The organism is Thioalkalivibrio sulfidiphilus HL-EbGr7 (assembly GCF_000021985.1).
In the GTDB taxonomy this organism is placed as follows: domain Bacteria; phylum Pseudomonadota; class Gammaproteobacteria; order Ectothiorhodospirales; family Ectothiorhodospiraceae; genus Thioalkalivibrio_A; species Thioalkalivibrio_A sulfidiphilus.
The window spans coordinates 1,567,620-1,588,314 of record NC_011901.1 but is presented as its reverse complement, the minus strand read 5'-3'; the positions used below and the strand labels follow the sequence as shown (position 1 = coordinate 1,588,314).

The 20,695-nt window shown below is 65.1% G+C and carries 21 protein-coding genes; 7 read left to right on the top strand and 14 right to left on the bottom strand.

The annotated features are described in order from the left end of the window. Nucleotides 1–78: 78 nt before the first annotated feature. Genes TGR7_RS07440 through TGR7_RS07430 form a run of 3 tightly spaced genes read right to left on the bottom strand, consistent with a single transcriptional unit; the run spans nucleotide 79 to nucleotide 1,932 of the window. Nucleotides 79–996 carry a protein YgfX gene (locus TGR7_RS07440; RefSeq protein ID WP_342606936.1) on the bottom strand — a complete coding sequence of 306 codons (918 nt, stop codon included), beginning with the start codon at nucleotides 994–996 and terminating at the stop codon, nucleotides 79–81. After that, a complete protein-coding gene (locus tag TGR7_RS07435) occupies nucleotides 953–1,234 on the bottom strand; it encodes an FAD assembly factor SdhE (RefSeq protein WP_012638049.1) in 282 nt (93 codons plus the stop codon). The genes TGR7_RS07440 and TGR7_RS07435 overlap by 44 nt, the downstream gene beginning before the upstream one ends. Continuing rightward, nucleotides 1,231–1,932 (bottom strand): succinate dehydrogenase iron-sulfur subunit, encoded by a 702-nt coding sequence (locus TGR7_RS07430; RefSeq protein WP_012638048.1) that lies wholly within the window; start codon nucleotides 1,930–1,932, stop codon nucleotides 1,231–1,233. The genes TGR7_RS07435 and TGR7_RS07430 overlap by 4 nt, the downstream gene beginning before the upstream one ends. Before the next feature lie 337 nt (nucleotides 1,933–2,269). On the opposite strand from TGR7_RS07430, the gene TGR7_RS07425 reads away from it, so the two are divergent. From TGR7_RS07425 to TGR7_RS07405, 5 genes are all read left to right on the top strand, one after another. Then, complete coding sequence (locus TGR7_RS07425) at nucleotides 2,270–2,884, top strand: Z-ring associated ZapG family protein (RefSeq protein ID WP_012638047.1); 615 nt, start codon at nucleotides 2,270–2,272, stop codon at nucleotides 2,882–2,884. Between the two features lie 26 nt (nucleotides 2,885–2,910). Further along, nucleotides 2,911–3,633, top strand: a complete 723-nt coding sequence (locus TGR7_RS07420; RefSeq protein WP_012638046.1) for an ABC transporter ATP-binding protein — start codon at nucleotides 2,911–2,913, stop codon at nucleotides 3,631–3,633. Then, nucleotides 3,630–5,993: an ABC transporter permease gene (locus TGR7_RS07415; RefSeq protein WP_012638045.1), complete on the top strand. Its 2,364-nt coding sequence runs from the start codon at nucleotides 3,630–3,632 to the stop codon at nucleotides 5,991–5,993. Before TGR7_RS07420 ends, TGR7_RS07415 begins: the two co-directional genes overlap by 4 nt. A 130-nt stretch (nucleotides 5,994–6,123) precedes the next feature. After that, nucleotides 6,124–7,314: an efflux RND transporter periplasmic adaptor subunit gene (locus TGR7_RS07410; RefSeq protein ID WP_012638044.1), complete on the top strand. Its 1,191-nt coding sequence runs from the start codon at nucleotides 6,124–6,126 to the stop codon at nucleotides 7,312–7,314. Then, the gene (locus TGR7_RS07405) at nucleotides 7,311–7,841 is read left to right on the top strand and encodes a DsrE family protein (protein WP_012638043.1); all 531 of its coding nucleotides are present in this window, start codon (nucleotides 7,311–7,313) and stop codon (nucleotides 7,839–7,841) included. Before TGR7_RS07410 ends, TGR7_RS07405 begins: the two co-directional genes overlap by 4 nt. Here the strand turns inward: TGR7_RS07405 and TGR7_RS07400 are convergent. The 11 genes from TGR7_RS07400 to sdhC all read right to left on the bottom strand — a co-directional run bounded on the left by TGR7_RS07400 (nucleotide 7,817) and on the right by sdhC (nucleotide 19,121). Then, entirely contained in the window at nucleotides 7,817–8,719 is a 903-nt protein-coding gene (locus tag TGR7_RS07400; protein WP_012638042.1) for an Hpt domain-containing protein, read from the bottom strand. The genes TGR7_RS07405 and TGR7_RS07400 overlap by 25 nt on opposite strands. Before the next feature lie 77 nt (nucleotides 8,720–8,796). Beyond that, nucleotides 8,797–9,192, bottom strand: coding sequence for a VOC family protein (locus TGR7_RS07395; protein WP_245523048.1), 396 nt, complete (start codon nucleotides 9,190–9,192; stop codon nucleotides 8,797–8,799). A gap of 5 nt (nucleotides 9,193–9,197) precedes the next feature. Continuing rightward, nucleotides 9,198–9,611 carry a carboxymuconolactone decarboxylase family protein gene (locus TGR7_RS07390; RefSeq protein WP_012638040.1) on the bottom strand — a complete coding sequence of 138 codons (414 nt, stop codon included), beginning with the start codon at nucleotides 9,609–9,611 and terminating at the stop codon, nucleotides 9,198–9,200. A gap of 25 nt (nucleotides 9,612–9,636) precedes the next feature. Beyond that, the gene (locus TGR7_RS07385) at nucleotides 9,637–10,599 is read right to left on the bottom strand and encodes a D-2-hydroxyacid dehydrogenase family protein (protein WP_012638039.1); all 963 of its coding nucleotides are present in this window, start codon (nucleotides 10,597–10,599) and stop codon (nucleotides 9,637–9,639) included. A gap of 3 nt (nucleotides 10,600–10,602) precedes the next feature. After that, nucleotides 10,603–12,912: a TRAP transporter permease gene (locus TGR7_RS07380; protein WP_012638038.1), complete on the bottom strand. Its 2,310-nt coding sequence runs from the start codon at nucleotides 12,910–12,912 to the stop codon at nucleotides 10,603–10,605. Nucleotides 12,913–12,999: 87 nt separating this feature from the next. Further along, nucleotides 13,000–14,040 (bottom strand): TAXI family TRAP transporter solute-binding subunit, encoded by a 1,041-nt coding sequence (locus TGR7_RS07375; RefSeq protein WP_012638037.1) that lies wholly within the window; start codon nucleotides 14,038–14,040, stop codon nucleotides 13,000–13,002. 217 nt (nucleotides 14,041–14,257) lie between these two features. Further along, a complete protein-coding gene (locus TGR7_RS07370; RefSeq protein ID WP_012638036.1) occupies nucleotides 14,258–15,391 on the bottom strand; it encodes an MFS transporter in 1,134 nt (377 codons plus the stop codon). A 286-nt stretch (nucleotides 15,392–15,677) separates the two neighbouring features. Further along, on the bottom strand, nucleotides 15,678–16,361 hold the full coding sequence (locus TGR7_RS07365; protein ID WP_012638035.1) for an OmpA family protein: 684 nt from the start codon (nucleotides 16,359–16,361) through the stop codon (nucleotides 15,678–15,680). Between the two features lie 281 nt (nucleotides 16,362–16,642). Beyond that, a complete protein-coding gene (sdhA, locus tag TGR7_RS07360) occupies nucleotides 16,643–18,406 on the bottom strand; it encodes a succinate dehydrogenase flavoprotein subunit (RefSeq protein WP_012638034.1) in 1,764 nt (587 codons plus the stop codon). Further along, nucleotides 18,397–18,732: a succinate dehydrogenase, hydrophobic membrane anchor protein gene (gene sdhD / locus TGR7_RS07355; RefSeq protein WP_148211476.1), complete on the bottom strand. Its 336-nt coding sequence runs from the start codon at nucleotides 18,730–18,732 to the stop codon at nucleotides 18,397–18,399. The genes sdhA and sdhD overlap by 10 nt, the downstream gene beginning before the upstream one ends. A gap of 8 nt (nucleotides 18,733–18,740) precedes the next feature. After that, nucleotides 18,741–19,121, bottom strand: coding sequence for a succinate dehydrogenase, cytochrome b556 subunit (gene sdhC / locus TGR7_RS07350; protein WP_012638032.1), 381 nt, complete (start codon nucleotides 19,119–19,121; stop codon nucleotides 18,741–18,743). A 188-nt stretch (nucleotides 19,122–19,309) separates the two neighbouring features. On the opposite strand from sdhC, the gene ygfZ reads away from it, so the two are divergent. Continuing rightward, the gene (ygfZ, locus tag TGR7_RS07345; protein ID WP_012638031.1) at nucleotides 19,310–20,374 is read left to right on the top strand and encodes a CAF17-like 4Fe-4S cluster assembly/insertion protein YgfZ; all 1,065 of its coding nucleotides are present in this window, start codon (nucleotides 19,310–19,312) and stop codon (nucleotides 20,372–20,374) included. Further along, on the top strand, nucleotides 20,374–20,529 hold the full coding sequence (locus TGR7_RS17605) for a hypothetical protein (RefSeq protein WP_012638030.1): 156 nt from the start codon (nucleotides 20,374–20,376) through the stop codon (nucleotides 20,527–20,529). The genes ygfZ and TGR7_RS17605 overlap by 1 nt, the downstream gene beginning before the upstream one ends. Nucleotides 20,530–20,695: the final 166 nt, after the last annotated feature.

Below are 20,695 nucleotides of genomic sequence, written 5' to 3'. Positions count from 1 at the left end.
CCCGTCAAATCAAGATGCATCAGATCGAGGCATGCACCTTTGAATCTTGAATTTTGAATCTTGAATTTTGAATTCACCTCAAAATTCATTCACCACCCGTGCCACCCCCGGCGCCCTGGAGCGCACCAGGCGCTCCACCACGTTCCGCAGATCGAGGGTGGAACGGGGGCAGCCCACGCAGGCGCCCTTGAGGCGCACGCGCACGGTGCGGTCCTCGATGGCGACGAACTCGATGTCGCCGCCGTCCTGCATGAGGATCTTGCGCGCCTCTTCCACCGCCTCCCGCACCACGGCCTCGTCGATGGGGCCCTCGACCACCACGTTTCCGCCCTGGCGACGGGCCTGGGTCTGCACGCGGTCGATGCGCAGGGCCATCTCGGGATCGATGGCCTCGATAGCGTCCAGTTCCTCGTCGCTGTAGACATGGTCCGGATCGTCACTGAGCAGGGCTTCCAGCCGCTCCTGATCGGTGGGCATGGGCAATATCTCCACAGGGTGTTTGCCGCGCAGTATACCAAGGCGCACCAGGCCGGCCCGAATACCCCGGGCGTACTCAGGCGAATTCGGGCGCAGGGCCAGCAGGCCCATGCGCAGCCGCCGCAGCTGATCCGCTGGCAGGCTGTCCGGCGCCAGGCTGAGGCTCTGCCAGCGCCCCTCCACCCGCAGTTGCAGCACGCACAGCCACGGGGCGCAGAAACTGCCGGGCAGGATGACCGCCGGGCGCCAGTGCCCGTCGGCGGTTTGCACGCGAGACCGGCCATCCACCTCCAGGCGCAGGCCCTGGATCACGGGACGCCCGGCAAGGAATCCGAGGCGCATCAGATGAATGTTCAAAGAAAACAGCAGGACACCAACGCCGACGGCAGCGACCAGGGGCATCGCGGCGGCGATCAGCCCTGCCCCGGCCAGGCCGTGCACGAGCACCAGCCACGCAGCCAGGCAGCGGGATGGCTCAGGATGGATGACGAGCGGTCTGGCGGATGAATTCGACCACATGGGCGACGTCCCTGTCGCTGGACTGCATCTGCCCCATGAGCAGCTGCAGCAGGGTGGTATCGGGATAGTCCAGCAGACGCTCGAAGGTCTCCCGACCCCGGGCGTCCAGTTTCACAAAACCGTGCTTGAGGAAGGCATCCAGCAGCAGGTCCAGTTCCAGCATGCCGCGCCGGCAACTCCAGCGCAGGCGACGCAGGGCCTCCACGTCGGTGCTGGCGAGCTGTTCGTCCGTGGTCACAGGGAGCGCTTGAGCATCTGCTTCTTGATCTCGCCGATGGCCTTGGTGGGATTGAGGCCCTTCGGGCAGACCTGTACGCAGTTCATGATGGTGTGACAGCGGTAGAGCTTGTAGGCATCGTCCAGCTGTTCCAGTCGTTCGGGGGTGGCCTGGTCCCGGGAGTCCAGGATGAACCGGGCCGACTGCAGCAGCGCGGCCGGACCCAGGAACTTGTCCGGGTTCCACCAGTATGAGGGACAGGAGGCGGAACAGCAGCCGCACAGGATGCATTCATACAGGCCGTCCAGCTTCTCGCGATCCTGCGGCGACTGCTTGCGCTCCACCTCCGGCACCGGATCGTTGATCACCAGGTAGGGCTTGGCCTTGCGGTACTGGTTGTAGAAGTTGCCCATGTCCACGATCAGGTCGCGGATCACCGGCATGCCCGGGAAGGGTCGCAGGGTGATGGGTTGCTTGAGGCTTGCCAGGGGTGTGACGCAGGCCAGTCCGTTGGTGCCGTTGATGTTCATGCCATCGGAGCCGCACACGCCCTCCCCACAGGAGCGCCGGAAACTCAGGGTCTCGTCCTGGCGTTTGAGCCGAAGCAGCGCCTCCAGCAGCATCATGCCCGGTTCCACCTGGGCGTCCGGGAGTTCGAAATCCTGCATGTAGGGTTCGGCGTCGGTTTCCGGGTTGAAGCGGTAGATGGAGAAACGCATCGGATGACTCCTCGGCGCTGGTGGGGTTATTGTTCTTGACCCGCAGTCTCTCAGGTCATCTATATGACTGGCATTATGCACCTTAGAGCAACCAGAATACAGTCAGGTTCAATACACCCGCCTCCGCCCCGTGACACGCACGCGCCGTGGTCCCGAAGCACGCCACATCATGCCGGCCACGGCCCCCGCACCCAGCCAACATGATCAGCCTCGGCCGTCTGCATGGGAATTGATATCTGTCAGTTTAGTAGCACGCCGCGCAACATATGCGCTTGAGTCGGGTCGAAGGGGTGGTTCAAACTGATCAAACGATCTAAAAAAATCCTCCGGAGCCCCCATGACTGCCACCACCACCTGGATCCTCATCCTCCTGGGCCTGATCGCAGCCGCTGTCGCGGGCTTCCTCCTCGGCCGTCAGACCTCCCATGGACGCCAGGAAGCGCAGGCTCTCAAGGCCGAGCTGGAAAAACAACGCCAGGAGATGGCCGACTACCGTCAGTCGGTGAACCAGCACTTCGAGAAGACCGCCACCCTGTTCACCTCCATGGCCGGTTCCTACCGGGATCTCTACGACCACCTCTCCGAGAGCTACAGCCGCCTGGCCGATGCCCCGGCGCAACGCCTGCTGCCGGATCACCCCGGCGCCCTGCTGGAAGGACGCTCCCGCCCGGTGCCCCCGGAAGCCGCCAGCGGTGCCTCCGAGGAGGAGGACAAGCAGCAGGAAACCGCCGCAGGCACCAAGCGCGTGCTCGACGACGACGAGCACATGATGGGCGATGCACCCCACATCCCCGAGCATGTGGAGCTGGAGGAGACACCTGAGCGTCCGGTGACCGCCCGGCGCGACGAGCACGCCGCCACCGGAACCGAAGACGCCGACCGGCCCACCGAGGGGAGTTCTGAACCCGATACCGGCGTGTCCAGAGAGGACAGCATTCGGGCACGTGGCTGAAGCACCGGGACCATGATCACGGGGCCATGAAGGCGGCGTCGGACAAGGAGGTGGTATTCCGCGCCCGGGGCCTGACCAAGGTCTACCGCATGGGCGAGGTCGAGGTCCATGCCCTGCGAGGCGTGGACCTGGACCTCTACAAAGGCGAATTCGTCGTCCTCCTCGGCCCTTCGGGGAGTGGCAAGTCGACCCTGCTCAACATCCTCGGAGGCCTGGACAGCCCGAGCGGCGGCGAGGTCATCTGCCAGGGACGGAACCTGGTCAAGGCCGGCGACCGGGAACTGACCGAATTCCGGCGCCACTTCGTGGGTTTCGTGTTTCAGTTCTACAACCTCATCCCCAGTCTCACGGCCCGTGAAAATGTGGCCATCGTCACCGAGATCGCCCGAAACCCCATGTCACCGGAAGAGGCCCTGGAGATGGTGGGCCTCGGTGAACGCATGGACCACTTTCCCGCGCAACTCTCCGGCGGCGAACAGCAGCGGGTGGCCATCGCCCGGGCGGTCGCCAAGCGCCCGGCGGTGCTGCTCTGCGACGAGCCCACCGGCGCCCTGGACTCCAAGACCGGCATCGTGGTGCTCGAGGTCCTGGAGCGCATCAACCGGGAACTGGGCACCACCACCGCGGTGATCACCCACAATGCCGGCATCGCCGACATGGCCGACCGGGTGATCCATTTCATGGACGGCCACATCGAGCGCATCGACAGGCCCGCACAGCGCAAGGCACCCCGGGAACTGAGCTGGTGAACGCCCTGTACCGCAAGCTCGCCCGCGAGCTCTGGCACCTGCGCGGCCAGGTGCTCGCCATCGCCGTCGTGATCGCCGGCGGCATGGCCACCCTGGTCATGTCGCTCACCTCCCTGGATGCCCTGTCCCTCACCCGGGACGCCTACTACCGGGACTACCGATTCGCGGACATCTTCGTCACGATTAAACGAGCCCCCGAATCCCTGCGCGAGGCGGTGGAGAACATCCCCGGGGTTCAGCAGGTGGAGACGCGGGTGGTCTCCGGAGCGAACCTGGACATCCCCGGTTTCGTGGATCCCGCCACCGGCATCCTCATCTCCCTGCCCGACGGCCGCAACTCGGAACTCAATCGCCTGTTCCTGCGCACGGGCCGGCTGCCGGAGGCAGGACGCTCGGGCGAGGCGGTGGTCAACGAGGCCTTTGCCCAGGCCCATGGCTTCGTGCCCGGTGACCGCATCGGCGCGATCATCAACGGCCGCCTGCAGCACATCGAGATCGTGGGCATCGTGCTCTCGCCGGAATACATCTACCACGTGGCCCCCGGCGAACTGTTCCCGGATTTCGCCCGCTTAGGGATCCTATGGATGAACCGCAGCCAGCTGGCCGCTGCCTTCGACATGGACGGTGCCTTCAACGACCTGGTGCTCACCCTGACCCGGGACGCACGCAGCGGCGATGTGATCGACCGACTGGATGCCCTGCTCGCCCCCTACGGCGGCCAGGGTGCTGTGGGCCGTGAGGATCAGCTTTCCCACCGCTATCTGGACGTGGAGCTGGGGCAGCTGCGCACCATGGCAACGGTGTTCCCCGCCATCTTCCTGGCGGTGGCGGCCTTCCTGCTCAACGTGGTGCTGACTCGGCTGATCAACACCCAGCGTGACCAGCTGGGCATCCTCAAGGCCTTCGGCTACAGCAATCTCAACGTGGGCCTGCACTACGCCCAGATGGTGCTGGTGATCCTGGTCATCGGCCTGATGCTGGGCACGGCGGTGGGGCTGTGGCTCGGTTCGATGATGGCGGCCCTGTACCAGGACTTCTTCCGCTTCCCCTACCTGGAACTGCAGCTGCAGGCCCGCAGCGTGGCCCTGGGCACCCTGGTGACCCTGGCCGCGGGTCTGCTGGGCACCGCCATGGCCCTGGTGCGGGCGGTGCGCATCCCGCCGGCCGAGGCCATGCGCCCGGAACCCGCGCCGGTGTTTCGCGCGACGCTCGTGGAACGCCTGGGCCTGCAGCGCCTGTTCTCCCAGCCCAGCCGCATGATCCTGCGCAACATTGAGCGCCGCCCGTTCAAGGCCCTGCTGTCCGTCACCGGCATCGCCTTCGCCTGCGGCATCCTGGTACTGGGCGGCTACCAGGAAGGCGCCATCACCTATCTGATCAAGGTCCAGTACGGGCAGGCCCAGCGGGACGACCTGACCGTGGTGTTCACGGAACCCACCTCCCGGCGCGCCATGTACGAACTCGCCGCCCTGTCCGGCGTGGATCACGTGGAACCGTTTCGAAGCGCCGCCGTGCGCTTGAGCAAGGGACAGGCCGTCTACCGCACCGCCATCCGCGGGGTAGAGCCGGACAGCCGCCTGCACCGCATCCTGGATGACCGGCTTCAGGTGGTCACTCTTCCCCCGGAAGGCCTGGTGCTGAACGACTTCCTGGCCGATCACCTGGATGCCCGGCCAGGGGACACGGTGTGGGTCGAATTCCTGGAGGGGCGTCGTGAACAGCTGCCGGTACCGGTCACCGACGTGATCCGGGAATTCACCGGCGCCTCCGCCTACATGGACCTGGATGCCCTGAACCGGATCATGCGCGAAGGCACGGCCATCTCCGGAGTCTGGCTCGCGGTGGATCATGAGCACCGCGACGAGATCGTCGACGTCCTCAAGGATGTTCCCCGGGTGGCCGGTGTCACCGACCGGCTGAAGGCCATCCAGAACTTCATGGACTCCATGGCCGAGATCGTGCTGACCTTCGCGTTCTTCAGCACCCTGCTGGCCGGCAGCATCGCCTTCGGCGTGGTCTACAACAGCGCGCGCATCGCGCTCACGGAACGTGCCCGCGAGCTGGCCAGCCTGCGGGTGCTGGGACTCACCCGGGGCGAGATCAGCTATATCCTGCTGGGCGAACTGTTTCTCATCGCCCTGGCGGCCATCCTGCCGGGCTTCCTGATCGGCAAGGCCCTGGTCTACCTGCTGGTGGGCACCATGGATTCCGATCTCTACCGGGTACCCCTGGTCATCACCCCCGATGCCTACGCCTTCGCCGCCGCGGTGATCCTGGTCGCCACTGTGCTGTCGGCACTGGTGGTGCTTCGCCGCCTGAACCGGCTGGATCTGGTGGAAGTGCTCAAGAGCAGGGAGTAGAAGTGGCAAGTGGCAAGTGGCAAGTGGCAAGTGGCAAGTGGCAAGTGGCAAGTCAGTGTGAATTGCTGACAGGGATGCGCAAGGGGCTTTTCTTGTATCGTTGGGTTTTGAACTGGACCTGGATCGTTGGATGATCAAAAAGATTCTCATCGTTGTTGTGGCGCTGATCGTTGCCGGGCTCATCGCGCTGGGCTTCAGGCCCACGCCGGTGCTGGTGGACGTGGAGACCGTGACCCCGGGGCATCTGGCCATCACCGTCGAGGAGGAAGGCCGCACCCGGGTGATCGACCGCTACGAGGTCTCGGCGCCCCTGACTGCCCAGGCCCGGCGTATCCACCTGCAGGTGGGTGACGCGGTGCGACTGGACGATGTACTGGTCACCCTGGACGCCCCGGCCTCGCCTGCACTCGATGCACGCACCCTGCAGGAGGCCCGTGCGCGCCTGGCCGCGGCGGAGGCCGCCCTGGAAACCGCCCGGGCGGAAGTGCGCGCCCTGGCGGCCCAGGCCCTGTTCGCCCGGGAGGAATTTGAACGCCTCAAGGGCCTGGCCGAACAGCAGCTCATCTCCCGCAGCGCCCTGGACCGGGCCGCCACCGAACTTGATCAGGCCGAGGCCCTGACCCGCTCCGCACGCTTTCGCGTGCAGACCGCCATCGCCCAGCGGGACGCCGCCCAGGCTGTCCTCGCCCACAGCAACGGCCAGGACCCCGATGCCTTCGCCGTCCTGGAACTGAGATCCCCGGTGAACGGACTCGTGCTGCGCCGCCATTTCGAGAGCGCCCGGGTGGTGCAACCCGGCGAGCCGATCCTGGAGATCGGTGACCCCGGTCGTCTGGAGGTGGCCGTGGATGTGCTCTCCGCCGATGCGGTGCGCATCGAGCCGGGCATGCGGGTGATCTTCGAGCGCTGGGGCGAGACCCGGGCGCTTGAGGGCCGGGTGCGTCGCGTCGAACCCACCGGGTTTACCAAGATTTCCGCCCTGGGGGTGGAGGAACAACGGGTCTGGGTCATCGCCGACATCACCTCGGCGCACGAGGACTGGGCGAGGCTGGGCGACGGCTACCGGGTCAATGCCCGCTTCGTGCTCTGGGAGTCTGACGACGTCCTGCGCGTGCCCACCAGCGCGCTGTTCCGCCATCAGGGAGACTGGGCCGTGTTCGTCCTGGAGGATGGCCGGGCCAGGCTGCGCACGGTCGGTATCGGGCGCCGTGGCGCTATCCACAGCGAGGCCGGCGCCGGTCTTGAGGCGGGCGAACGGGTGGTGGTGCACCCGGACCGAGACATCAGCGACGGCGTACGCCTGCGCCTGAGGGCTGAATGATGCGCTGGCTGCTGACCCTGGCCTTGTGTCTCGGCCTGCCCGCGCAGGCCGGCATGACCGTCGAGGACCTGCTGGCGCAGGAGCAGGCACCACCCGGCGTGGTGCTGGAAGTGGTGGAAAATGATCACGAGGCCCTGCAGACCCTGTTGCCCGAGATCCTTGATCACATCTCGCGCCTCCGCGCTCGCTATCCGCAAATGGGTATCGCCGTGGTAACCCACGGCAATGAGCAGTTCAGCCTCACCCGCGGCCAACGGGACGCCCGCGGGGAACTGCACGCCCGGATGGAATCCCTGGTGCGGGAACAGCACGTGGAGGTTGCGGTGTGTGCCACCTATGCGGGCTGGCGCAATGTGGAACTGGAAGACTTTCCGGACTTCGTGCAGGTGGCGGAATCCGCCCCGGCACGCATCAACGATTTCCGCGCCCTGGGTTACGAGGTGATTCGCCTGCGTCCGCCGGGTGCCGGACGCGAACAGGAGCAGGATCCGCTGGAGTTCGATCAGCCGGCGCCAGAGACCCGCTGAGCGCGGGCATCCTCGATGATCTGCTGCAGCGCCGTCTGGGTCTCTTCCCAGGCCCTGCGGATGCGCGCCAGATGTCCCAGGCACAGACCTGCCTGCAGGGCCTGCTGGCACAGGGCTTCACCCTCGATGCACAGTTCGGTGAGCAGTGCGGCACCGGCACTGAGCGCCGCCCCCTTCAGCGCGTGCAGACCGCTGCGCCAGAGGGCGTAGTCCTGGCGTTTCAGGGCACGGTCCATGACCCAGAGGTGTTCTCGCACGTCATCGCGCAGATCCCTGAAGACCTCCTCCAGGAAACCGCCGCCCTCGCCCATGGACAGCAGGCGCTCCACGGTGGCGTCATCCAGCAAGGATGGGGCTGGCTCGCTGCTCTGCGGCAGGCGGAATCCCATGGGCAGGCGCGAATGGGCAATGAAATCCACGGCACGACTCAGCAGGCCATCGCGCAGGCCGTCCGTGAGGTAGAAGTCGGCGCCGGCGTCACGGCAGGCGGCACGCGCGTCGGAGCTCGGATTATTACCCAGCACGATCAGTGGCGGGCAGGCCTCACCCATCCGGATCTTGCAGGCGCGCAACTCATCGAGCTCGCCCGCCAGGGGATCACGCAAGTCGAGGATGGCCATGACGAAGCGTCCGGGATGACGCTGGATCATCTCGAAGGCCTGATGAGGCCCCATGCTCAGGCAGGGATCATAACCACGGCGGGAAAGCAGACTCACCAGCAGGCGCTGACTGATGCGGTTGTGCTGGGCAACCAGCACCACCGGCTGCGTGGAGGCAGGCACCGCACGCAGACGCGGTCTGAGCGCATCTGCCGGTCGGGAAGATCCCGGCGCAGGGACCTGCTCCGGTTTCATGAGGGGCTGGGATGGGACTTCCATGACGTCTTCCTTGTGTCCTGATGACACGCATCGCTTGACTGTCGCCGCCGGGCGCAGGCCCGCAACGGTTTTTTATCTTACTCCCTGGCGGTATCGCGCTCCAGTGGGTTCGAGATCTCGATCAGGTTGCTGTCCGGGTCACGGAAATACACCGACAGGATCGGACCCGTGGCGCCGGTGCGCTGCACCGGGCCCTCCAGGACGTTCACGCCACAGCGTTCCAGGTGGCGGATGGCCGTTTCCAGCGGGGTGTCGATGAGCAGGCACAGATCGGCGGAGCCCGGCGTGGGACGATGCGCCTTGGGCTCGAACTCCTGCCCCGCCTGGTGAAGGTTGATCTTCTGAGTGCCGAAACTCAATGCCCTGCGACCTGCGCCGAAGCTCACCACTTCCATGCCCAGCACCCGCCGGTAGAAATCACAGGTCGTCTCGATATCCGCCACCGTCAGCACCAGGTGATCCAGGGAACACACGCGGATCAAGCGTCACCCTCCCCTGCGTCGGGAATCAGCCCCGAGGCACGCGCCTCCGCCAGGGCCTCCCGGGCCACACGGAAGGCATCCACGCCCGCCGGCACCCCGCAGTAGACGGCGCCCTGGAGCAGCACCTCGCGGATCTCCTCCTGGGTGCAGCCGTTGCGCAGGGCGCCGATGACGTGGGCCTTGAGCTCGTGGGGCTTGTTCAGGGCCATGAGCATGGACAGGTTGATCAGACTGCGGGTCTTGCGTGGCAGGCCCGGGCGGTTCCAGATCGCATCCCAGCAGAACCCGGTGACAAGTTCCTGCAGGGGCCAGGAAAAGGCATCGGCATTCTCCAGTGCCCGGTCCACGTAGGCGTCACCCAGCACTTCACGGCGCGTGGCGAGGCCCTTCTCGTTCAACGGTTTCATCATGTGCGACTCGACAGGGATGCAGGTCTCAGGCCTGCATCACTTCTGGATTGGACAGATTGCGCGGTGAACCCTCGGCGAAGGCCAGCACGTTGTCGAAGGCCGCCCCGAAGTAGAGTTCATAGCCGTCCCGCTCCACGTAGCCCAGGTGGGGGGTGCACAGGGCGTTGTCCAGATGCAGCAGCGGGTGATCGCGCACCGGTTCGTCCTCGTAGACATCCACGGCGGCCATGCCGGGTCGTCCCGCCCTGAGCGCGTTCACCAGGGCATCGGCCTCGATCAGCTCGGCGCGCGCGGTATTCACCAGCAGGGCCGTGGGCTTCATGAGGGCCAGGTGCTCTGCCCTGACGATGCCCCGGGTGCCCGGATTCAGCCCCAGGTGCAGGCACAGCACATCGGCGCGGGCGAACAGGTCCTCCTGGCTCTCGGCGGTGTCGATGCCCGCGGCCGCAGCCCGCTCCAGGCTGCCTTCCCGGCCCCACGCCAGCACATTCATGCCGAAGGCGCGGCCATAACCGGCCACCAGTGCACCGATCTTGCCGTAGCCGAAGACGCCCAGGGTGCGACCGCGCAGGCCCGTGCCGAGCCGGGTCTGCCAGCGTCCCGCCCGCATGGCGGCCACCTGGTCGGGGATGTGGCGCATGGCGGCGAGCACCAGGCCCCAGGTCAGTTCGGCCGCCGCGTACGGGGCACCGATGCCGGTGGCCACGGCCACGCCGCGACGGGTACAGGCATCCAGGTCCACGTGCGCGATGCCCTTGCCGGTCTGGCTGATGAGCCGAAGCTTCGGCAGACGCTCCAGCAGGGCCTCGGTGATGGGCGTGCGCTCCCGGATCAGCACCAGGGCCTCGGCGTCACTGAAGCGTTCCACCAGGGTGTCCAGATCGCGCACCGTGTCGTTGTACACGGTGACCTGGTGACCCTTGAGCCTCTGGAAGCAGGCAAGCTCACGCACGCAGTCCTGGTAATCGTCAGGGATCACGATATGCATGGGCTATTTCCCCGTGGCGGCGCTGGCGGAAGGAACCTCCGGCGGCGCCGCCAGCGTGCGGTGCCGGATCACACCGAGGATGATCAGCGGCACCACGATGACAGCAGCCACGGTGGCCACGCCGTCATGCGGGTAGAACACCACCACCAGGGACAGGGCCAGCATGAAAATGCGCATGCCCCAGTTGTTGAGTCGAGTGACGAAGAAGCGCCCGAAAGTCGCGAAGGTCACGCCCGCCGTGCCCGCCGCCACCAGCAGGGTATCCGTGATCTGGGCCCAGCCCGGGTTCACCACCATGTCAGAGCGCACGAAAATTGCGAAGGACATGATGGTGATGGGCAGACAGATCTTGAGCGCCTCCCACATGGTCTTCATGAACGAGGCCTCGGCGATCTTGGCCGCCACCGCCGCGGTCAGTGACGTGGGTGGCGAGAGCTCGCCCCAGATGGCCAGCAGGAAGGCGAAGAAATGCGCCACCCAGGGATCGACGCCCATCTGGCGCAGGGGCGGCACGATGATGACCGCGACGATGATGTAGGTGGCCGTGGGCGGCAGACCGGTGCCCACCAACCAGCCGAAGATCCAGGCCATCAGGATCATGGCGACGATGTGGAAATCACCCAGCTGCAGCAGCAGGGAACCCATGCGGGTGATGAAGCCGGTGACCGTGAACAGCCCGATCATGATGCCGAGGGTGGCCATGAGCAGGGTCAGGTAGGCGGTCATCTCCGCGTGGGTCTCGATCACCGTGCGCAGGTTGCCCAGCAGCGTTTCTCCCTGGAGCTTGGGATCCTTGAGCACGTACTTGAAGTACAGCCAGGTGAGCAGCAGCATCGCCAGGATCGCGCCGGCCGTGTACAGCGCGGCGCGCAGGGCGCCATAGCCGAAGGTGCTCATCAGCAGGATCAGGAAGATGATCCCCGAGAAGAAGATGGTGGTGCGCATCCAGTCATAGAGCGGCACCGTCGGTACCTGGATCGGCGTGCTGGGCAGAAGCCTCACACTGAGCAGGTAGACGGCGAGGATCAGGGACACGAAGTAGACGAATGCCACGGCGAAACCGCGCACCACCACGTCCCAGTAGGGCACGCCCAGGAACTCGGCCATGAGGAAGCCGGCCACCGCCATCAGCGGCGGCATGATGAGACCGCCCATGGAGGCGGCCGTCTCCACCGCCCCGGCGAAGGTGCCGGGCACGCCATAACGCTTCATCAGCGGGATGGTGAAACTGCCGGTCACCGCCGTGTTGGCGGAGCCGGAGCCGCTCACCATGCCCACGGACACCGAGGCCAGCACCGCGGTCTGGGGAATGGTATGGCGCGAGCGACCGGCGAGCCTTCGCATCACGTCCACCAGGGCGCGCTGTGCGCCGAAACCACTGGCCACCGCCGCCAGCAGCAGGAACGCGGCGATCAGGGTCAGGGACAGCTGCGAATAGCGCCCGTAGACGCCGGTGGAGAATTCCACCGTGCTGGAGGTGATGATCCGGTCCAGGTTGACGCTGGGATGCCAGAAGAAATCGATGGGGCTGAGATGGCCCCAGAGGGCATAGAACACCAGCACCACGTTCACCCAAAACAGCACCGGGTGGATGAGGCGCGAGAGCTCCATCACCACCAGGAAGATCAGCACACCGACCACGAAGTCATGGGTGGTGTAGGCCGCCTGGCGCCAGATGGCGATGTCTTCGAAATTGGCCGTCAGGTAGTAGGTCGTATACAGGCAGATACCGATATAAACGATCACCGCCGTGTGATTGATCAGCGCGGGCAGACGGGAGTAGAGGTACTGATTCTGATACAGGTACAGAATCTGGATGATCATCGCCAGGGGCACCAGGCGCACGGCCAGGTAACGCTGTCCGCCGGCACCGGTGAGGAAATAATGCATCAGCGAGACGAACAGCACGGCGCCCAGGATGAAGGTGAGGTTGCGCAGTGTGAGCACGCCGCCCTGGCGCAGCATCTCCGCAGCCAGTAATAGCAGCGCCAGGCCGACATACAATGTCACATCGGTGTGGGCGATCTGGCGCCAGGTACCGATGTCATGGATGCCCGGCCACAGGTGATAGAGGGCGTAAAGACAGACGCCCAGGTAGACCAGCGTGAGTGTCTGTCGCGCGGCGGCAGAAAGTCCCGGATAGAAGCGTCCGTGCAGTTGCAGATGCACGATCTGCAGCGCAAGCGCCGGCGCTACCAGCCAGAGGTAGGCCGTCTCACCGCTGAACAGGTATTGATACAGGGCGACAAGAAAAGCCGCGCCCATGAGGACATACGCCACTTCCGAGGTGAGCGTCTTCTTGAGTAAGGACACAGTCGGCCCCCGCTTTCCAGTGTCACAACAAAACAGGGCGGGAACGTTGCTTGCGTTACCCGCCCTGTGGTTTGGTTTGCTGAGGACTTACTGGCCCGCGATGGTCCAGCTGTCATTCCAGGCGCCGTGTTCCTTCAGGAACGCGGCCAGGCCGGGATGCACCGGGATATCCGGGTTGGCAGCCACGCCGGCGGCCTGGGTGCCCACGAAGTCGGCAGCCAGAGGACCGAAGCCTGCATCACCTTCCACCAGCTTGTCCTTGTTCTTGTACAGGATGTCCAGGATGTTCTTGATCAGGTCAGCATCCATATCCGCGCGCACGTTGTAGGCGAAGTAGATGGGCACTGCGTAGATCGTGTCCACACCCAGTTCCTGGCTGAAGGCCTTGGAGGGATCCACAGGCACCGGGTTCAGGCCCGCGGCACGCAGCTTCTCCATCTCCTCCTCGGAGGGGTTCACCGCGGCCAGGTTGGCGCGCAGCTCGGCCTCACGCCAGTAGGTGGGCAGGGAGACACCGGCGGTGGTATACCCCGCGGAACCGGCGATGGTGTTGGCCTCGAAGGCATCCGCCACGGTGGTGTTGTCGATCTCCACGTGGTTGAACTCATAGCCCAGAGCGGCGAACACGCGACGCATGTTGAGCCAGTTCATGAAGCCGGCAGGGGTGTAGTAGCCCGGGGCACCGTCGAAGTCCTTGTAGGAGTTGAACTCACCCTTGCGGCGGTCGGCCACCAGCATGAAGGTCTCCATGGGATACACGTACAGGGTGTGCACCAGCATGCCGCGGCGGGGGGTGTAGTTGTCGTAGGGACGCTCGCCGTCATACAGGCCGCGCATGCCCACGTCAGCGGTGTAGCCGAACTCGCCGTCGCCATCCATCACCGAGCGCATGGCGCCGGAGGTGGAGGGATAGGGCTGCACCACCACGGCATAACCGCGGCCCAGGTTCTGCTGCAGGATCTCGGAGATCACGTTACCCACGGCATAGCCGTAGGAACCGACGTTGGATGTGGCGAAACGGATGGTCTGACGCTGGGCCTCGGCGGGCTGGATGGCCGCCAGCGACAGGGCAAAGGTGGCACCGATGGCCACCAGGGTACTGAGGAAACGGGTCTTGGAGAAAATCATGATACCCCTCCGCTATCTTATTTTATGGATCAGTTTGAATAATCACCGATCCGGACCCGGGCACCCTGCGAGGCATCTTGGTCCGGCTGGCGGCGTGAACGGCTTGCGTCCCTTGCTGTTGCAGCTCCCTGACCACAATGAATGACATGACTGCTGGCCGATGGTTCGGCGTCACAGATATGTCATCTAGATAAGTATACACAGGAAATCGGGATTGTTACCGCCTGAGTCCCCAAAGCAGGCTGCCCGCCAGTCCCACAACCAGGGCCAGTGAGCCCAGATACACATACCAGCCGAAACCGTGGTACAGGAAACCCGGCAGGAAGGAGCCGGTGGCACCACCGGCGTAGTAGAAGGCGATGTACAGGCCGTTCACCACCCCCCGATGCTCTCCGGATTGCTGGTTCAGCACGCCGGGGGCCAGGGAATGGATCATGAACATGCCTGAACACAGCACGAACATGCCCAGGAACATCACCCACACCGGGCTCGCAGCGAAGAACAGCAGGGCCGTGACCAGGATCAGGGTGCCCACCAGCATGGCATTGACCGTGCCCCCGATCCGCGAGGCCAGGCGCAGGGAGACGAGCGAGACCACCACCCCCATGAGGTAGCCGGAGTACATCAGGCCGATACCACTCTCGCTCATGCCCGTGCCCAGTTCCACCAGGCGGAAGGGCAGGAAATTGAGCAGGGACGCGAAGGCCCCGAAGGCGCAGAACACAACCCCATAGATCCTGAGGAAACTGGGCTGACGCAGGATCTCGATCACGGCGGACAGGCGCAATCGCTGAAAGCTCACCGGCGGATCGGACTTCAGGCGGCTGAGCAGCAGGGCCGCGAGCACTGTGGCCAGGCCCAGCAGCAGGAAGGACCAGCGCCAGCCGAAGTTGGCCGCGATCACGCCCGACAGGGCGCGCCCCAGAAAACCACCCATCACCGTGGATGCCACGTAGGCAGCCATCACCTGGGCGATGCGACCGGGTCCTGCACTGGCACCCAGGTAGGTCATGAGGCCGGTGAGCATGGCCGGGATCACCATACCCTGCAGCAGGCGCAGGCCCAGCAGCACATCGAAGCGATCCACGAAATAAACGACCACCTGGGAGGCGGCCAGCAGCCAGATGGAGACCAGCAGCAGCCGACGGGCCGCCATCTTCTGTAGCAGGAAACCGTAGGCGATGGGAGCCACGGCCAGGGGCAGCAGGGTCACGGTGATCAGCAGCGAGGCCCGTGCCTCGCCCACGCCGAAATGCTCCGCCAGTACAGGCAGCAGGGGCTGAGGGGTGTACAGGGCGGAAAAGACCAGGAGGGTACAGTACTGGATGATCAGCAGTTGTCCGAGGGGCAAGACGCGCTCCGGGGAAAGGGCCCGGCATTCCGGGCATTGAGGTCGCGCCGTTCCACCCGCAGGCGGCCAGTTGTGATCAGGCGCGGCGTAACAACGCAGTGGCTGGCATCTTACTGAGCCTCGTGCCGCGGATGCCAGCCCTGGGCACAGCGCGTGGGACCGTAATCCTGTTGCAGATGCCGCAGGGGGCCGATGAATACAGCAGCCGGAACTGAAGAAGGCCGCTGCCGGAGGATGATTTCTCCGGCAGCGGCCTTCAGGCCTGGCAAAGTGCCTGGCAGATCCCTCAGCGTGGCACGGTGACGGTCTCGGTGCCGCGGATGGTGATCTCCACGCGACGGTTCTGGGCACGACCTTCCGTGGTGGCGTTGCTGGCCACCGGCTGGGTGATGCCCCGGCCCTCGGTGGTGATCAGGTCGGCACGGATGCCCTTCTCCACCAGGTAGGCCTTCACACTCTCGGCACGACGCTTGGACAAGTCCATGTTGTAGTCGGCAGCGCCGGTGTTGTCGGTGTGGCCCACCACATGGATGTTCTGGACGTTATCCAGGCGGGCAAGATCGCTCACCAGCTGATCCAGCTCCGCCCTGCCCTGGGGACTGATGGCCGCACTGTTGATGGCGAACAGGGCGGCCGCACCCAGGGTACGGGTCTCTTCCACCTGGCGGGGCGGCGGGGGCGGCGGAGCCGGAGCCGGGGCCGGTGCGGCGGGCGGGGGCGGAGGCGGTGCTTCAGCGCGCTCGGGGAACAGGTGCGGGTCGCAGCCCTTGACGGCCAGTTCCTTGGTCCAGTGGATGGTGCGCCAGCAATCACCGGCGGCGTTGCGCACCACGTGGCCTCGGGCATCGACCACATAGCCGGCCGTGCCCTGGATGTCTTCACGACCCGAATGGGCATGGGCCTGGACCAGCAGACCGGCTGCAAGCATGCAGCCCAGACCTGCAGTCACTTGTATGAGTTTCTTCTTCATTGTTGTCTCCTTGCGGGATGGGTGTTCGTTGCGGGTGTGCGATGACATGGGCATCGAGTCTTTCCGTGCACATCACCTGCCCTGCCTGTGACACGACAGAGACACAGATGTTCAATCCTTGCATGACTACTCAAAGCATAGATCAATGACTCAACAATGCCATTGAGTCAGATCAAAAATGCACAGGCAATTCAACGGGATGAAACGACGGAATATTTTACAGAATCGCTTGAGACAGACCGGGTCCCTGTTCGAACAGGAACCCGGTCACCCATGATGAATCAGTACACCCGAACCTTGGGCGGGAAGCTCTCGACGGTCATGGGCTTGGTGCGCACCGGTTTGTAATCCAGGCTGTCGCTGTGCTTGAAGTACAGGGTGTGCTTGAGCCAGTGGGTGTCGTCGCGATCGGGATAGTCGATGCGCGAGTGGGCGCCGCGGCTTTCCTTGCGCCCGAGGGCCGATTGCACCGTGGCCAGCGCGCAGTCCACCAGGTTTTCCAGCTCCATGGCCTCCACACGGGCGGTGTTGAAGACCTTGCTGTGATCCCGCAGCACCGCGTCCTTGACCCGCTCGGCGATGGCCTTGACCTTGGCCACGCCCTCGGCCATGACCTCTTCGGTCCGGAACACACCGCAGTGGGCCTCCATGACCTTGCGCAGTTCCTGTCGCAGCTGGTCCACGTGCTCGCCGTCGCCCTTGCGGTCCCAGCGGTGGAAGCGCTCCAGGGCCGCATCCACGGCGGGTTGATGCAGGGGACGGTGATAACGGTTGTGCTCGAGCACGTCGATGATGTGATTGGCCGCGGCGCGGCCGAACACCAGGATGTCCAGCAGGGAATTCCCGCCCAGGCGGTTTGCGCCGTGGACCGAGACACAGGCCGCCTCACCCGCCGCATACAGCCCCGGCACCGGATCCTCCGGCGTGTCCTTGACCGGCACCACCACCTGCCCGAAACGGTTGGTGGGGATGCCACCCATGGTGTAGTGGGCGGTCGGGTAGATGGGGATGGGGTGATCGATGGGATCGAGTCCCAGGAAGGTGATGCAGGTTTCCCGGATGCCCGGCAGTCGCTGCATGATCTTGTCCCGGCCCAGGTGGGTCAGCTGCAGCAGCACATAGTCCTTCTCCGGTCCGCAACCCCTGCCCTCCTTCACCTCCGTGTAGATCGCGCGGCTCACCACGTCGCGGCTGGCCAGGTCCTTGGCGTTGGGCGCGTAGCGCTCCATGAAGCGCTCGCCATCGGCGTTGAGCAGATAGCCGCCCTCACCCCGGGCGCCCTCGGTGATCAGCATGCCGCGCCCGGCGATGCCCGTGGGGTGGAACTGGAAGAACTCCATGTCCTGCAGCGGGATGCCCGCGCGCAGGGCCATGCTCATGCCATCGCCGGTGTTGATCAGGGCGTTGGTGCAGGTGCGGAACAGCTGGCCCACGCCGCCGGTGGCCAGCAGCGTGGTCTTGGCCTCGATGACGATGGGCTCGCCGGTGAGGATCTCGAAGGCCAGCGCGCCGAGCACATAGCCCTCCTCGTCCTTGAGCAGGTCCACGGCAAAGTATTCGTCGAAAAAATGGGTCTTGGCGCGGATATTCTGCTGGTAGAGGCTGTGCAGGATGGCGTGGCCGGTGCGGTCCGCAGCCGCGCAGGTGCGTGCCGCCTGCTCCTTTCCGAAGTGCTGGCTCTGGCCGCCGAAGGCCCGCTGGTAGATGTTGCCGTTGTCCAGGCGCGAGAACGGCACGCCGAAGTGCTCCAGCTCGTAGACCACCTTGGGTGCCGCCCGGCACATGTACTCGATGGCGTCCTGGTCGCCCAGCCAGTCGCTGCCCTTGACCGTGTCGTACATGTGCCAGTGCCAGCTGTCCGGCAGCACGTTGGCCAGGGCGGCATTCACGCCCCCCTGGGCCGCCACGGTGTGGGAGCGGGTGGGAAAGACCTTGGAGACCACCGCCACGCTGGCCTCGGCGTTGGCCAGCTGCAGGGCCGCGCGCAGGCCGGCGCCGCCGGCGCCGATGATGAGTGCGTCGAACTTGCGAACCGTTACGCCCATGAGGATGCCGCCTGAATGAGTATGAAGGTGCCCCAGATCCCGCAGCTCAGGAGGAACAGTGCCACCGCCACCAGGACCGTGACCCGGGCGCCGAAGGGATGCACGTAATCGACCACCACGTCACGCAGGCCGATCCAGGCGTGCATGAGCCAGGCGCCCAGGAACAGGGCCGAGGCCAGCAGCGCCCCGGGATGGGTCATCCAGCCCTGCCATGCCCCGGCGGAAGGTCCGCCGCTGAGTACCAGTGCCAGCAGCAGCACCAGGATGTAGACGCCCAGGTACAGGGCCGTCAGGCGCTGCCACAACCATGCCCCCATGCCACTCATGCCACCCCTCATAGCCAGAGCACTCCCAGGATGATGACCGTGAGCACCGGTGCCAGTATCAGCACCGTCCAGGCACTCTTGCGTGCCGCGGTGCGTTCCACGCCCACGTCCACGTCGATCAGCAGGTAGCGGATCCCGGCCAGCCAGTGGTGCAGCAGGCTCCACAGCAGCACCAGGCTGATGAGCATCACCAGCGGGTGTCTGAGGAGGGCCAGGGCCTCGGCATAGCCCGCCTCGCCCTGCAGGGATCGCTGGAAGATGAACAGGAACAGGGGGATGGCCAGGAACAGCAGCACGCCGCTGATGCGGTGGGCGATGGAGGCCACGCCCGGGACAGGGAGCCGAATCTTGAGCAGATTCAGGAACACAGGCCGACCTTCACGGCGCATGCGGAGACTCCTCTGGACGATGAATTTTATTCTTGTCTGGTGGTCAACCAATCGGCGTGTCAGGGCACGATGGTGCAACGCACCAGTCATCTAGATTAGCTGTATTTTTGCATGCTGTCAGCCTGCTGACAGCATTTTTGGGTTTGGTCTAATATGGCCGAGCTTAGTTCAATCACCCTGGAGAAACCATGAAACCCGAGTGGAAAGACTTCCTCGTGGATGCGGGCGCCGAATTCGACAACGGCTCGGTGGCGGACTTCGGCAACGCCGAACGTGAACGCCGGGTGGTGGTGAGCGGGGATGTCATCTGCGACCTGTCCCACCAGGGCCTGATCGTCGCCTACGGCGAAGAGGCGGGCAGTTTCCTCCAGGGGCAATTCAGCAACGACGTGCTGGGTCTGGCCTCCGCCCATAGCCATCTGAACAGCTACTGCACCCCCAAGGGCCGCATGCTGGCGAACTTCCGGGTCTTCCGTCGGGGCGAGAGCTACTACCTGCGCATGCCGCGGGCCATGGTGGAGTCTGTCCTGAAGCGCCTGCGCATGTTCGTGCTCCGATCCAAGGTGACCCTGGAGGATGCCGACGACGCCCTGGTACGCATCGGCCTGTCCGGACCCCGGGCCGTGGAGGAACTCCAAACCGCCCTGGGCGACGTGCCCTCGGCCGTCAACGACGTGCTCCATCACAACGACATCACCGCCATCCGGGTGCCCGGCCCCCACCCACGTTTCGAACTCTACGGGGAGTTGGAGGCCATGAAGCAGCTCTGGAACAAGCTCAACGTGCGCTGCGCCCCGGTGGGTGCCGGACCCTGGGCCCTGCTGGATATCCTGGCGGGCATTCCCAACGTCACGCCGGCCACCAGCGAGGCCTTCGTGCCCCAGATGGCCAACATGCAGCTGATCGGCGGGGTGAGCTTCAAGAAGGGCTGCTACCCGGGTCAGGAGGTGGTGGCACGCATGCACTACCTGGGCAAGCTCAAGCGGCGCATGTATCGGGTCACCATCGACACCGACCAACCCCCGGCCCCGGGCACCGAGATCCTGGGCGCCGGTGGCGGCGAGACCGAAGAGGATCAGGCCGCGGGCCGGATCGTGGACGCCCAGCTGCACCCGGACGGCAAGGTCATGGCCCTCGCGGTCCTGCAGATCGCCGCCGCCGAGGCCGGCGGTCTGCACCTGGCTGGTGAGAAGCATCCGGCGGTGAGTCTGGAAACCCTGCCCTACTCCTTCGAAATGGCGGCGGCCTCCTGATGCGCTTCCTGTTCTTCCTGGTCGTCCTGATCCTGCTGGCCTTCTGGGCGGCATTCTTCAGCCGCCCCAACAACAAGCGCCTGTCCAACATCCTCTACATCGTCGGCGCGGTGATGACGGTGCTGGTGATCGCGGGGTACCTGCGGCTGGTCTGAAAGGCGGTCCGCGAATGAACGCGAATTAACGCAAATGCAAGTTCAAGAGCGGGACCGCAAAGGACGCGAAGGTATGCTCAAAGGGCGCAAGGTAAATGCTTTTTCAACAAAAGCCTTAGCGACCTCTGCGCAGACCTTCGCGTCCTTCGCGGTCCGCTTTTTCTCC

Excerpts from the sequence above, each read along its gene's own strand:
- TGR7_RS07440 (WP_342606936.1), bottom strand. The coding sequence starts at position 996 with ATGTGGTCGAATTCATCCGCCAGACCGCTCGTCATCCATCCTGAGCCA.
- TGR7_RS07430 (WP_012638048.1), bottom strand. The coding sequence starts at position 1,932 with ATGCGTTTCTCCATCTACCGCTTCAACCCGGAAACCGACGCCGAACCC.
- TGR7_RS07425 (WP_012638047.1), top strand. The coding sequence starts at position 2,270 with ATGACTGCCACCACCACCTGGATCCTCATCCTCCTGGGCCTGATCGCA.
- TGR7_RS07420 (WP_012638046.1), top strand. The coding sequence starts at position 2,911 with ATGAAGGCGGCGTCGGACAAGGAGGTGGTATTCCGCGCCCGGGGCCTG.
- TGR7_RS07410 (WP_012638044.1), top strand. The coding sequence starts at position 6,124 with ATGATCAAAAAGATTCTCATCGTTGTTGTGGCGCTGATCGTTGCCGGG.
- TGR7_RS07405 (WP_012638043.1), top strand. The coding sequence starts at position 7,311 with ATGATGCGCTGGCTGCTGACCCTGGCCTTGTGTCTCGGCCTGCCCGCG.
- TGR7_RS07400 (WP_012638042.1), bottom strand. The coding sequence starts at position 8,719 with ATGGAAGTCCCATCCCAGCCCCTCATGAAACCGGAGCAGGTCCCTGCG.
- TGR7_RS07390 (WP_012638040.1), bottom strand. The coding sequence starts at position 9,611 with ATGATGAAACCGTTGAACGAGAAGGGCCTCGCCACGCGCCGTGAAGTG.
- TGR7_RS07385 (WP_012638039.1), bottom strand. The coding sequence starts at position 10,599 with ATGCATATCGTGATCCCTGACGATTACCAGGACTGCGTGCGTGAGCTT.
- TGR7_RS07375 (WP_012638037.1), bottom strand. The coding sequence starts at position 14,040 with ATGATTTTCTCCAAGACCCGTTTCCTCAGTACCCTGGTGGCCATCGGT.
- TGR7_RS07365 (WP_012638035.1), bottom strand. The coding sequence starts at position 16,361 with ATGAAGAAGAAACTCATACAAGTGACTGCAGGTCTGGGCTGCATGCTT.
- sdhA (WP_012638034.1), bottom strand. The coding sequence starts at position 18,406 with ATGGGCGTAACGGTTCGCAAGTTCGACGCACTCATCATCGGCGCCGGC.
- sdhD (WP_148211476.1), bottom strand. The coding sequence starts at position 18,732 with ATGAGTGGCATGGGGGCATGGTTGTGGCAGCGCCTGACGGCCCTGTAC.
- sdhC (WP_012638032.1), bottom strand. The coding sequence starts at position 19,121 with ATGCGCCGTGAAGGTCGGCCTGTGTTCCTGAATCTGCTCAAGATTCGG.
- ygfZ (WP_012638031.1), top strand. The coding sequence starts at position 19,310 with ATGAAACCCGAGTGGAAAGACTTCCTCGTGGATGCGGGCGCCGAATTC.
- TGR7_RS17605 (WP_012638030.1), top strand. The coding sequence starts at position 20,374 with ATGCGCTTCCTGTTCTTCCTGGTCGTCCTGATCCTGCTGGCCTTCTGG.